This window comes from Rhodococcus sp. OAS809 (assembly GCF_040546695.1).
Taxonomy (GTDB): domain Bacteria; phylum Actinomycetota; class Actinomycetes; order Mycobacteriales; family Mycobacteriaceae; genus Rhodococcus_F; species Rhodococcus_F qingshengii.
The window spans coordinates 3,245,947-3,257,782 of sequence record NZ_JBEPOI010000002.1; the positions used below are offsets into that span (position 1 = coordinate 3,245,947).

Below are 11,836 nucleotides of genomic sequence, written 5' to 3' on the forward strand. Positions count from 1 at the left end.
ATGGCAATCCCCACTCAGGCAACCGCCAATATGGACGATCCTGAAGAGCATGTCCTCTGGGCGCTCATGGGCTCAATCACGACCCCGGACGGCGACACTCTGATCACCACCGAAGAGTGCCTGCGCAAGGCGTCGAAAATCCTCGTCGACGCAGGCTTTCGGCACGTCGCCGAGTTGCAGACCCGAAAGCAGATCATTCCCGGCGGCATGGAGTCAGTGCACTGGATGGGCGTTGGGGCGGTCGAATGGGTCGACATCGACACGCCGGAACCGGAAGTGACGCCCGCACCTGTCAGCGACGCGATCGACCTCGACGCCATGTCTGGATCCGACCTCATTCGCCTGGCGGAGCGCCTGCAGGAGCGCGGCGTTATCCGGCCTCCCGAAGACAGTGGGCCGACCGAGGGCGTGGCGCAGGTCCGCACAATCGAGGTGGATTACTGATGGGCGTCGCACCCGACAGGCCGTATCCCGACAGCGCGTACGGCAAGCGCGGCACGATGCGCGGCTTCCAGGACATCGACGAAGCCGAGGCCAAGCGCCGAATGCGGAAGCCGATCGACGACGCGAACAACACGGCGCACGGAAAGCTGTTCGGCGGATTGTTTAACGGATTCTCCGGCATCGGACAGTTGCTCGGCAGCATCGCCGACGCATTCCTTGGCCGGGGCTCATTCGGCCTTGGGCCACTGCGGGAGATCAACGACCGTGGCATCCTGATCACCGGCTACGGCCAGCAGATCAGCGACCTCGAGAACGTCACGCGCACTGGTGTGACAACGCCCGCCTGGGCCTCTGCGGGCGGGCGAGACCTGATCTCATTCCCGGACACGTTCATGCAGATCGTCGACACGTACACCGACACCGGCAACTGGGACTCGACGATTCCCGCATACAACCCGGACAAGCGTGCCGCCGAGTTTGCTTTCATGCGCGGCGGTTTGGACCGCGCGACACCACTGGAAGTGCTGCGCATCATCACCGGTTCCGACTCTGGTCTATTCGGCATCGACGCCTGGTATCTCGGCATCTACGGCTACGACCAGCCGAACAATCGGATGATCAAGATCTGGGACTCCGGCGATATCAAAGCGATCTTGGTCGACCAGCGCAAGCGCTATCACATCGCGACAGGGCTGAGCCTGATGGCGGAGCCCGACCAGCTGTTCGCTGTGGCGTCATTGCAGATCGCACCTGGACTAGTGCAACGGACCCGAGGTCACGGCGCGATCAAGTTGACCAACATCTCAGAGCAAGCCGGCACAATCCCGCAAGCCCGTCACGCACGACTGAGTAACCAATCCTCATTGCCCGCAACAGTTCCGATGGGCTCGTTTGAGTACGACAAACGCCGACTCATGTGGGCAGCGCTGGGGGCATCGACATCATGATGATCGACGGGAAACTCTGCGTCTCAGCCGATGAAGTCGCCGAGTTCGTTGCACCAGCACTCGACGACTTCGGCCCTGTCGCTGCTCATCTCTGGCTGATCGAAACATCGACAGGCGCAACACGGGTCGTTCGATCGGCCGACTACAGCGACCTGCCAAAGGGATGGGCGCTACTCATGACCGGCCCCGAGCCGGACTGGGTTGCCCAATGGAACGGCGACTGGCAAAGAGCGTGCGACGAGCAACTCAATCCCATCCTTTCTGAGCTCTATGAATCAACTGACGAGGGGGAGACATGACCGACCGATGTATGCCGGTCGAGAACGACTTCTACGTGACCTCCGGATTCGGAGCACGCTGGGGGACGACTCACTGGGGAACGGATTTCGGATGCGCGGGCGGCTCTGCGAACCGGGCGATCTACGCCGCGCAGTCCGGCACGGTCACCGCCGCCGGTCCAGCGTCCGGGTTCGGGCAGTGGATCAACATCGACCATCCCGTCGAGGCCGGGGCGGGTTTGACGGTGTACGGCCACATCATTCCCGAAGTGCGCGTCGGTCAACAGGTTCGAGCGGGTGAACGTATCGGGTACATCAATCCAAACTCGAACACCAACGGCGGGGTCGACCCGCACCTGCATTTCGAGGTGCACAAGTTCGTATGGTCCCCGCCGGGGCCGAACAGGCTCGATCCACAGCCGTGGCTTACAGGGTGTCGATACCCGAACGATCCTCCGCCGATCCCGACTGCGCCGGTCCCTGATCCGTGGCTTCCTGCGCTTGAGCAACTGATAGGACCGGTGAAGTAATGGACGTACAGACATTGGCGAAGGTCATGGACTATCGCGTTCCCATTGCTCGCTACGAGGAACTATGCCCGACGTTCAACGAGGCAATGATCCTGGCCGACTGCACAACCGAGCGGCGCGCGACCATGTGGTGTGCGCAGCTCGGCCATGAGTCGGGCGGGCTTCTGTACATGCAGGAGATCGCAGACGGTTCCGCCTATGAGTGGCGGCAGGATCTCGGCAACAGCCGACCCGGTGACGGTCGGCGATTCAAAGGCCGTGGGCCGATCCAAGTTACAGGCCGAGGAAATTACACGCGGCTGTCGAGATGGGCACACGATCGCGGGTACGTCCCCACGCCGACGTTCTTTGTCGATGCCCCCGAAGAACTGGCCAATCCGCGGTACGGATTCCTCGGCGCCGTTTGGTACTGGACCGTCGAGCGAAACATGAACAAGTTCGCCGACGAGGACGACCTACGCGGCGCGACTATTGCCGTCAATGGCGGTCTCACCCACATCGAGGACCGGCGCGCCTACTGGTATCGCGCAGGCGATGCCGGGGTCGCCATTCTCCCCACCCCACCTCAACCAGGAGGCTCCCCCGTGGATATCCCAGCACTTATCAATGACCAGCTATCCGGACCTGCAGGTCGCGGCTGGCCGATTCTCGGCCCGTCGAAGGTTGACCCGGGTCGAGACAACACGGTTGTCGAAGCCCTCGCCGAGATCCGCGACGGGCTGACGGTGACGTACGAGTCGTTCGTCGAACCCGAATTCTTGGGCGGCAATCCGCCGGCCAAGCTCGATCTACCGACCGCGGTCCGCTTCGCCGACTATCAGGCATTCCACGCCGGCCGCAAGGCGGAGGAATCCATCAAGGCCACACGTGAACTGGCGACCAAGGTCGACGCCCTCGACAACAAGCTCGATCGCGTCATCAGCATTCTCGGAGGTGCCAAGTGATCGAGAAATTTGCTACCGCATGGCCTTCTCTGCGCAAGGTCATTTACATTCTGCTCGCAGCCGGTCTGGCCGTGGCGTTCACATACGGCAAGGTCGACGCCGCACAGCAGGCTTCGATCCTCGAATCTGCCTCGCAAGTTCTCGGTTTCGTCGGTTTCGTTCTCGCTGCCCTCTACACCCCCAAGGGCGGCAGGATTATCGGCGACAAGACAGATGTCCCGGTCGAGTACAACGTCAGTGCACCAACTCCGTCGCCGTCGCCGTCGATCACGATCCCGCTACCGAGCGCAGAGCAGATCACCTCGGTGGCCGGTCCGACGATCGCCGAATTGCGGGCCAGGGTCGAGCAGACTCTCGGCCGCGGCGCCAGGAACTGATCATGCTCGGTGCGCGGTTGACTGCCGCGACAACCGGGATTATGCAGGTCACAGTCGGACTCCTTTATATCGGCCCCGAGGAACTCGTACGTAGGCCACTGCTACCGGGGCAAGTCTCTGCGGTGGTCTACATCGAGGGCATCGGGCCTGTATGGACGGTCACCTTCGTCATCACTGGGCTCTACCTCATCTACGCGGCAGTGCGCAAAATGGGATTCGTGCCCGGACATATTGCAGCTGCGGGCATTTGGGGACTTTATGGAGGAGCGATCTTGATCTCAGCTCTACTGACCGAGCCACCTGTGCCCGTCCTCGCTGGAACCATCGCATCATTCGTTGCGCTCTGGCATGTAGCGACAGCGCGAGGATGTTCCGAGCGGGGGCTCAGATGAACCCCGACCTCATTGCGGCGATCGGCGGCGTGATCACCGCATCCGGGCTCGTCCTTACTGGCATTCTCGGCACGCGCTCGAAGGTCAAGCTCGACGACATAGACCGACTGAACGATGAATTGGACGAAGCCAGAGCGGATCTGGCCCAGGAACGACAGGACCGCGCCGCTGATCGTGCATCACAACAGGCTCGACACGACACCGAGATTGCACACCTCGAAGGGCGCGTGGCAACGCTGACAGGGCAACTCGACGCACGAGATCGCACCATCAATAAGATCGACCGCCTCGTCCTGGTGATGCGAACTCACATCGCGCGGCTGAACCGCCGCATCGTCGACCTGGGTCACGAGCCCCCGCCACGTCCGCCAGAGATGGATGAATGAAGGAGGTGTGACCGATGGTCGCACTCAAGATCAACCTCGCCGATATCGGCGGCCGGCCAGTCTCGTCCACGCGCGCCGTGTTCCTGTCGGCGCCCGCACACCGCTCGTCGACGATCAACGGACGCGTGATCACCACAACTCCGTACCCTGTCGATGTCGTGGCAGGACTCGCAACAGTCACAGTCGAACCGGGCGAGTTGGTCGTCGAGATCCGCAGTGGTCTAGCTGATTCCGCGCCCAAGCGGGTCACCGTGCCCAGTGGCGTCGAAGAGGTAGCGCTCGACGACCTCCTTGAATCCGCGTACGTCTACGAGCCGCCAGTGGTTTCGCTCGTGAAGCAATACCTCGACGAGACTCGGCAGATCCGCGACAACGCACTGGAGATCGTCGCAACCCCTGGTCCGCAAGGACTTAAAGGAGACAAGGGCGATCGGGGCGATGTGGGCCCCAAGGGAGACAAGGGTGATCGCGGCGAAACTGGACCAAAAGGTGATACCGGCGCCGACTCCACGGTCCCCGGCCCGCCCGGAATCCAGGGTGAACGAGGACTGAAGGGAGACAAGGGCGATACCGGTGCGGACTCGATCGTCCCGGGACCGAAAGGCGATCAGGGCGACGTCGGGCCACGCGGCGAAAAGGGAGACACGGGAGCAGATTCCGTCGTTCCTGGACCCAAGGGAGACAAGGGAGACAAGGGAGATACTGGCGACCAGGGAATCCAGGGCATCCAGGGCGATCCCGGACCTAAGGGCGATCCCGGTGACGTCTCGAACGATGACCCTCGCCTGACCAACGCCCGCCCGCCGACCGCTCACTCTCACGCCGTCGCAGATGTCACCGGCCTGCAGGGTGCGCTCGACGGCAAGGCTCCGACATCCCACGCGCACGCCGAAGGTGACGTCACTGGGCTGACCGCAAAACTCGCTACGAAGGCGGACCTCGACGGCGCCGGCAAGGTGCTCGCTGCACAGCTTCCCGCCGTCGCGCTGACCGACTTCCTGGGTGCGGTCGGAACTCAGGCCGCCATGCTCGCGCTGTCAGGACAACGCGGCGACTGGTGCACCCGCACCGACCGCGGGACCGACTGGCAGCTCATCGCCGAACCCTCGTCCACGCTGGCGAATTGGCGAGAGAAGACCTACCCTGCTTCCCCGGTCTCGTCGGTGAACGGCAGGACGGGAGCGGTTGACACGTCCTCGGCCGACATCACTGATGCAACGACCGTGGGCCGCAACGTCATCAAGGCTTCCGATGCCGCTGCCGCTCGTGCTGCGATCGGCGCGGGCACAGGAAACGGGACATCCAACCTTGCGATCGGCTCGACGTCGACGACAGCGATGCGCGGTGACGCCAACCAATTCGTCACCGTACTGCCGACGACGGGACAGATCACGGGCGTCATCTACCACGTGACGGAGTGACCGATGTCCGCATACATCTGGAACGGCAGCGCATGGAAGAAAGTCCTACGCAAGACGATGTGGACTGGCAGCGCGTGGAAGGACATCAAGTCCTCTCACCGCTGGACAGGCTCGGCATGGGAGACGATCTACTCGTCGTTCTCGGCGGTTGGGATGACAAAGAACGGCGACCAGCAACTGTCGTCGGGCAGTACGTGGACACCGATCACTGCGTGGACTCCTGATTCAAACTCGACCGTCACCGGGAACGCACTGCAGGTGAAAGGCAGCGGCACTGCCACGATCGAAGTCGGCTCGGCGTGGACAGTCCTCGGGACGGCGAACAAGGATTGGCGCGTACTGAAGAACGGAACTGTCGTCTGGACGAAAGGATCGACGACAGGCCAGACGTTCACCCACTCGTTCCCGCTCACCGTCGTCGACGGAGATCTCCTCACCGTTGAGGGCTGGAACAACTCCGGCGTCGCAGCCAACCGCACAATTGCGTCCGGCTCTGGGACCTACCTGCGAGTTATACCCGCGTGACCGCTGTACGACAAAGCCCCCAACCTTTCGAGGTTGGGGGCTATTCGTCGTTTGCGCGGGGCCGAGCTGGTCTTCCCTTACCCTCCCGACCCCGCGCGACAGACTGTAGGCGTGGGCACCGACACGTTACGCGCGATCGCCGTACGCCTGTTTCCACATGCGATTGCCTGTCTTGGCGGCAGTGAAGCCAATGACCAGAAACACCACGCATGCGACGAGCGCTACCCAGCTCAACATGGACTCGGCCAGGAGCAGCACCACGAACAGGATGAGGCTGATCATTGCCAGCGCGGACATCACCTTGTTAACCATTGAGTAGGTGTGAATGCTCGCATCGAAGGGGTGGATCTCGGAATCATTCTCGGTCACCGGCGGGGCTTTCGGCTGAGTTTGCGCCGTCCACTGCTGGCCGTCCCAGTACCGCATCAGGTTGGGGTCAGTGGGGTCGGAATGCCATCCCGCAGGTGTCGGATTCGTCATGTCCGTATCAAACCAGACTCCCCACCTGGTTTACGAGCGGTTCTCGTCTCGCCATTCTCTCGGCGACGCCGGCAATCGACGTAAACGACCCTTCGGCTTGTCCGGGTCAGCGGGAGTGAACCGTCCGTAGACCCCAGAGTCCTCGCCCCGCAAGTACTGCTCGTGCTGCTCTTGGGCCCGTCGAGCCATCTGCTCATCCTCGGCGACGGCTGCAGCTAGTCGCGCCTGACGAGATCGCCAAGTCTTGCGGGCGACCAGGTAAACGATCAATGCGATCAATGCGACGGCGCCGACAATCAGGAACTGTTGCCAGAATTTGACCACGAGAACGATCACAACGAGAGCGCCGATGATCAGCGCGAGCCCCTTGGCCGTTTCGGAATTCTGGGACTTCTCGGTCAACTTCGTTCTCCTTGTTTCGGAATCCGCATCAGGTCTTATCGGAAATCAAAACAGACGACTCCGGAACAGTGGGCGGATCGGTCGGATTATGCAGCAGTTACATCTTTGGCCGGCTTCCATCGGCGCACGGTCGACTCACTGACGCCGACTTCCTGCGCGATTGCCCGGCCGCTGAGCTTGCCCTCGGCAAGCAGGTCGAGCACGCGCTGACGCACGTCGCCGTCAGACTGCGCATCGCCAGCAATGGGTGTCGCAGCCACTGCGACGAGCCGAGCGGCTGGCGCGGGACTCGACGCGTCGCCAGCGCGCTGTTTACCCTCCTTTTGCGTCAGTGCATCCTCCATTGACGCAGCGCCTACCTGCAGCGACGCATCACGTGCGTCGGCCCCCTCAGCGTCCTGACGCACCCTGGCGCGAACGACGGCGAGGTGCGTCATCGCGAGTGCTGCGACCGGTGGCACAACTGCGACGACTGCCGCGATGCCTGGGTGGACTGGCCCCGCCGGCAGTAGTGCGTGCGCCGCGTTCCCGACGATGCTCGCGGCTGCGGCGCACCCGAGCAGAGTCCACGCATACCGACGCGCGTCATGCCGGCCGAACGTCACGACGGCGCGCGTCGCGGCGAGAATCAACCCGTCGACAACGAGAGGCCATGCGGCGGCCTGGTGCGGCCCAAGTCCGGCGCGCGATGCGAGGTCGGCAAGCGCGGTGTAACTGATCCACAGACCGAGCGCCGCGAGTGCATAGGTCAGGGCAGCGTCGAATCGGGTGACCTTCATGCGTTGCACTCCTCGCGCACTGTTCGGTGTCCTTGGGCCTTGCAGGCGCATCGTCGGACCTTTCCGCCCGATTCGATCCAACCGTTGGGGTCGCAATCACCGCACGACGTCCAAGCCGTCTCGGTCACCCCGTGCGGTCGCGGCATCTCTTTCCACATCGGAATCCACCCCGATGCAAAACGCGTCGGGTTCACCGGGTTGTGGAGCCCCTTGGCGTGAGCGAGCAGCTTGCCCGCTCCGTGAGTCTCGACCAGCTCGGCGATCGCTGCGACGTTCTGCGGTTTCAAGTAGCGCCACGTCGCTGTCAGGCCCGCCTTCTGGCTCGCTGCGGCCAACTCGTTGACGAGAGCCAACTGCTCAGTGCTGGGTGGCTTGATCTTCGGAGGATCAACCACCACCACCGATTCCGGCGCCACATCGGCACGTCGGTAACCCGCCATGCGTGACGGTTGGTTGGTGTTAGTTCTTTGTAGATCAGTCCTTGGTAGAGCGCCTGGCCCTCCGGTGACCGGGTCACCGGCGACCGGGTTTCCAGGCGCCGGGGAATCTGCCTGATCGGCCGGAATCTCGTAGACCGTGGACGTCGTCGACCACTGGCCCGTTTCCGGATCCTGCATCTTCACTCGGACGAGGTACCCGAGGTCTGCCAGCTCGCGCATCGCGGACCGGACAGCGTCTCGGCCGTCCTTGTCCGACTGAGCAGCGATCGACTCCGACCGAGTGCGCCAATCGACAGGCTTGGACAGGAGCCAGATCAAAACGCCGCGGGCGCGGAAGCTGAGCCGAGTGTCGTTGACGACCTCGTTGCTCAGGATGGTGAACTTATCGGCCCGTCGCGGTCCTCGGCGGATACCGCCCTGGGGGTGCGCAAAGGTAAGCTGATGCACGTTCGACTCCTCAATAGTCGGACAACGGCTCGTCGAGAGTTACCGCTCTCGACGAGCCTTTTGGATTCACCAATATCGTCTGAACTGACCGCTTTGCGGTCGACTACGCGACAGGCCTGAGCTGCAGCCTGCCGATTGCCTCGGTCTTTCGCTTGTCTCGCACCCTCACGTACTTCTGTGTGTCGGCAAGCGAGGCGTGGCGCATCAATTCCTGTGTAGTGCGCAGGTCTGTGCCGCTATCCACGAGCGTTGTCCCGAACCAGTGGCGCAGCGAGTGTCCGGTGTTCGGAACATCCGCACGCACCATGAGTGCCTTCAGTGTGTTCGTCACCGACTTCGGGCGCATTGGCCGCTTCGGGTCGGTCCGCGAGGGAAACCACCAGCCCTTGCGAGGCATGTCTGCGGCGAGCCGTGCCACCTCGGGATGCAGAGGAAGGATCGCGAATACTCCCCCCTTGCCCTGCACCTTCAGCGTCCCTCCGACGACGTCCACCTCCTCGCCTCGGATCTTGGCGATCTCATGGGCGCGCAAGCCTTGCAATGCCCCGAGATACACCATGACCATGGTCTTCTTGTGCATTCGCGTTTCAACCAGGATTGGCATGTGCTCATCCGAGACTGGATGCGGCTCACCGCGAGGCCGGCGCGGACGGCCGAGATGGATCATCGGATCGTCCACCCTGCGTTCGGTTCTCTGCAGCCACTTGTGCCACGCGCTCAAGTGTCCGAAGTATGTCGCTCGCGTGGAGGCGGACCACGACTGGTTCGCAAGCCATGATGCGAGCTGATGAGGAGTGAATTCGGTTGGGTCGGCCGAGAGGTCACGCGCGCATCGTCGGAGCATCGCGGATCTCTCGATCACGGTCCTCTGCGACATGGATTGTGCGTACTGCCAGATCTCAAACTCGTCGAGCGCGTGGTTTTGATTCATACCGCTTTGAGTTACCACTGGGGCCAACGTTACGGATGAGTCGTGCCAATTCGTTATGCGAACGACTTTCATCGAGGCGCTCAGGCAGCCGTCAAATACGTGACATTGTCATGGATAGGTAATCTAAACGGGGATCCGTCCGGCGCAGGCATCGGACCCGACCGAAGTGACATCGACCTCAGCAGGGAGTTTCTCAATGATCAGTGCGATGGCGGACACACAGTCGTCGTCGGCATTGCGAGAGACCATCGCCAGGTTGGCGCCGGGTACCGCTTTGCGAGACGGGCTCGAACGAATTCTGCGCGGCCGTACCGGCGCGCTGATCGTCCTCGGATACGACGAGGAAATGGAAGCGCTGTGTGACGGCGGATTCAACCTCGACGTGGAGTTCGCACCGACCCGATTGCGCGAGCTGTCGAAGATGGACGGCGCGGTTGTCCTCTCGACGGACGGCACACGCATCGTGCGTGCCAACGTCCAGCTGGTTCCCGATCACAAGATTCCCACCGTCGAATCCGGCACGAGGCACCGCGCTGCCGAGCGCACGGCAATTCAGACCGGCTATCCCGTGGTCTCGGTCAGTCAGTCGATGTCGATCGTCAGTGTGTACGTCGGCGGCATCCGGCACGTCATCGACGGCTCGGCCACCATACTTTCGCGCGCCAACCAGGCCGTCGCGACGCTCGAACGATACAAAGCGCGACTCGACGAAGTGACACGGCAACTGTCGGTCGTCGAGATCGAGGATTTCGTGACTCTGCGCGACGCGTTGACCGTCGTACAGCGCTTGGAAATGGTTCGCCGCGTGTCGATCGAAATCGAACAGGATGTCCTCGAGCTCGGCACCGACGGTCGCCAGTTGGCACTGCAGCTCGAAGAACTGGTCGGCGACAACGACATTGCACGTCAACTCATCGTTCGGGACTATCTTGCCGGTCCCGAACCCATCGGCACCGCGGCGATGGACAACGTCCTCGTCGCACTCGATCGCGTCACCGACGCCGATCTACTCGATCTCACGACTCTTGCGCGTGTTCTCGGTTATCCAGGCACGATCGAAGCTCTCGACACTCCGATGACTCCTCGCGGATATCGCGTGCTGATGCGTGTACCTCGATTGCAGTTCCATCAGATCCACCGGTTGGTCGGATCCTTCGGCACTCTCCAGTCGCTGCTGGCCGCTACGGCTGCCGATCTGCAGTCGGTCGAGGGCATCGGCGGGCTGTGGGCTCGTCACATCCGTGAGGGACTTTCCCGGCTCGCGGAGACGTCGATCACCGGATCCTTCAACTAGCGGGCCTGTTCGGGCTTGCCCGCGCTCATGCGATGTTGAACGGCTCCGGGGAGCTTCGCAGTGCACCGAGCTGCCCGACAACCGTGTAAGCGCCTGCGCCCACCGGATTGCGCTCGGGGTTCTGCGCGGTCGCGCACTCGGGGGTCGACGTCGTGGCCGACCAGGCGACCTTGAACGCAGCTTGCTCGCCGGGCGCGAGATTGCGTACGTCGGCTGCGGGCTGTGGGTAGCAATCGACGTTGGACCACAACCGGGTCTTGCCGTCGATGCTGTAGACGAGCACCTGCTGAAGGCCGCCCGCCAGATCTCGATCACAGGGTGCCGAACCGATGTTGGTGATGACGATCGTGAACGACGGCTCTTCGCCGGGAGCGAAGGTCGCCTTGTCTGCGGTGGCCTTGACTGCCAGCGACGAGTCGGCGCACTGACCGGCCGGGACCGGAGCCCCGGTGGTCGACGAAGAGGAAGAAGACGAAGACGATCCCGAAGCCTGCGTGCCCGAGCCACCTGATCCACCGGCAGCGCCGCCACCCGAGCCACCGCCACCGTCCGGCGCGTTGGAGCCGGAAGGGTTGGGGGTGAAGGAGACGTCCGTCGTCAGCGAGGAACTCGCAGCGGCCGAATCGGCCTCCGGGGTATCACTTCCACCGCCGAAGAGGGCGGACGCCGCCCAGATGATCAACGCCAGTGCAATGACGGCGGCACCAATGGCCAGCGCCCGGCGACGCCAGTAGATCTCGGGGGGCAGTGGTCCATTAGGTTCCAACACGGACTCAACGGTAGTTGGCGCAGGGTCCACTAACCGTCAGCTGAGGCGGC

The 11,836-nt window shown here is 62.8% G+C and carries 17 protein-coding genes; 11 read left to right on the forward strand and 6 right to left on the reverse strand.

Features of this window, described 5'->3' with window-relative positions; genetic code table 11:
* From ABIE52_RS18230 to ABIE52_RS18275, 10 genes are read left to right on the forward strand one after another with little or no spacing between them, the layout of a single operon-like run.
* Positions 1–444 carry a phage gene 29 protein family protein gene (locus ABIE52_RS18230; protein ID WP_192711864.1) on the forward strand — a complete coding sequence of 148 codons (444 nt, stop codon included), beginning with the start codon at positions 1–3 and terminating at the stop codon, positions 442–444.
* On the forward strand, positions 444–1,391 hold the full coding sequence (locus ABIE52_RS18235) for a hypothetical protein (protein ID WP_192711863.1): 948 nt from the start codon (positions 444–446) through the stop codon (positions 1,389–1,391). Before ABIE52_RS18230 ends, ABIE52_RS18235 begins: the two co-directional genes overlap by 1 nt.
* Positions 1,388–1,690 carry a hypothetical protein gene (locus ABIE52_RS18240; RefSeq protein ID WP_192711862.1) on the forward strand — a complete coding sequence of 101 codons (303 nt, stop codon included), beginning with the start codon at positions 1,388–1,390 and terminating at the stop codon, positions 1,688–1,690. Before ABIE52_RS18235 ends, ABIE52_RS18240 begins: the two co-directional genes overlap by 4 nt.
* Positions 1,687–2,199: a M23 family metallopeptidase gene (locus ABIE52_RS18245; protein ID WP_192711861.1), complete on the forward strand. Its 513-nt coding sequence runs from the start codon at positions 1,687–1,689 to the stop codon at positions 2,197–2,199. The genes ABIE52_RS18240 and ABIE52_RS18245 overlap by 4 nt, the downstream gene beginning before the upstream one ends.
* The gene (locus ABIE52_RS18250) at positions 2,199–3,143 is read left to right on the forward strand and encodes a glycoside hydrolase family 19 protein (protein ID WP_192711860.1); all 945 of its coding nucleotides are present in this window, start codon (positions 2,199–2,201) and stop codon (positions 3,141–3,143) included. Before ABIE52_RS18245 ends, ABIE52_RS18250 begins: the two co-directional genes overlap by 1 nt.
* Positions 3,140–3,520 (forward strand): hypothetical protein, encoded by a 381-nt coding sequence (locus ABIE52_RS18255; protein ID WP_192711859.1) that lies wholly within the window; start codon positions 3,140–3,142, stop codon positions 3,518–3,520. The genes ABIE52_RS18250 and ABIE52_RS18255 overlap by 4 nt, the downstream gene beginning before the upstream one ends.
* Before the next feature lie 2 nt (positions 3,521–3,522).
* Positions 3,523–3,912, forward strand: a complete 390-nt coding sequence (locus tag ABIE52_RS18260) for a hypothetical protein (protein ID WP_192711858.1) — start codon at positions 3,523–3,525, stop codon at positions 3,910–3,912.
* On the forward strand, positions 3,909–4,298 hold the full coding sequence (locus tag ABIE52_RS18265; RefSeq protein ID WP_192711857.1) for a hypothetical protein: 390 nt from the start codon (positions 3,909–3,911) through the stop codon (positions 4,296–4,298). The genes ABIE52_RS18260 and ABIE52_RS18265 overlap by 4 nt, the downstream gene beginning before the upstream one ends.
* Positions 4,299–4,312: 14 nt before the next feature.
* Complete coding sequence (locus ABIE52_RS18270) at positions 4,313–5,719, forward strand: hypothetical protein (protein WP_192711856.1); 1,407 nt, start codon at positions 4,313–4,315, stop codon at positions 5,717–5,719.
* A 3-nt stretch (positions 5,720–5,722) separates the two neighbouring features.
* The gene (locus tag ABIE52_RS18275) at positions 5,723–6,244 is read left to right on the forward strand and encodes a hypothetical protein (protein WP_192711855.1); all 522 of its coding nucleotides are present in this window, start codon (positions 5,723–5,725) and stop codon (positions 6,242–6,244) included.
* A 126-nt stretch (positions 6,245–6,370) separates the two neighbouring features.
* Here ABIE52_RS18275 and ABIE52_RS18280 read toward each other — a convergent pair whose 3' ends face one another.
* The 5 genes from ABIE52_RS18280 to ABIE52_RS18300 form a co-directional block, all read right to left on the reverse strand.
* Entirely contained in the window at positions 6,371–6,724 is a 354-nt protein-coding gene (locus tag ABIE52_RS18280; RefSeq protein ID WP_192711854.1) for a DUF2510 domain-containing protein, read from the reverse strand.
* A 30-nt stretch (positions 6,725–6,754) separates the two neighbouring features.
* On the reverse strand, positions 6,755–7,126 hold the full coding sequence (locus ABIE52_RS18285) for a hypothetical protein (RefSeq protein ID WP_192711853.1): 372 nt from the start codon (positions 7,124–7,126) through the stop codon (positions 6,755–6,757).
* A gap of 86 nt (positions 7,127–7,212) precedes the next feature.
* Positions 7,213–7,905, reverse strand: a complete 693-nt coding sequence (locus ABIE52_RS18290; RefSeq protein WP_192711852.1) for a DUF2637 domain-containing protein — start codon at positions 7,903–7,905, stop codon at positions 7,213–7,215.
* A complete protein-coding gene (locus tag ABIE52_RS18295) occupies positions 7,902–8,792 on the reverse strand; it encodes a replication protein (protein WP_354541513.1) in 891 nt (296 codons plus the stop codon). The genes ABIE52_RS18290 and ABIE52_RS18295 overlap by 4 nt, the downstream gene beginning before the upstream one ends.
* Positions 8,793–8,895: 103 nt before the next feature.
* Positions 8,896–9,396, reverse strand: a complete 501-nt coding sequence (locus ABIE52_RS18300) for a tyrosine-type recombinase/integrase (protein WP_354541514.1) — start codon at positions 9,394–9,396, stop codon at positions 8,896–8,898.
* 535 nt (positions 9,397–9,931) lie between these two features.
* Here ABIE52_RS18300 and disA point away from each other — a divergent pair.
* A complete protein-coding gene (gene disA, locus ABIE52_RS18305; protein ID WP_024487741.1) occupies positions 9,932–11,017 on the forward strand; it encodes a DNA integrity scanning diadenylate cyclase DisA in 1,086 nt (361 codons plus the stop codon).
* A gap of 25 nt (positions 11,018–11,042) precedes the next feature.
* Here the strand turns inward: disA and ABIE52_RS18310 are convergent, their stop codons facing one another.
* The gene (locus ABIE52_RS18310; RefSeq protein ID WP_007726893.1) at positions 11,043–11,786 is read right to left on the reverse strand and encodes a DUF4232 domain-containing protein; all 744 of its coding nucleotides are present in this window, start codon (positions 11,784–11,786) and stop codon (positions 11,043–11,045) included.
* Positions 11,787–11,836 lie beyond the last annotated feature (50 nt).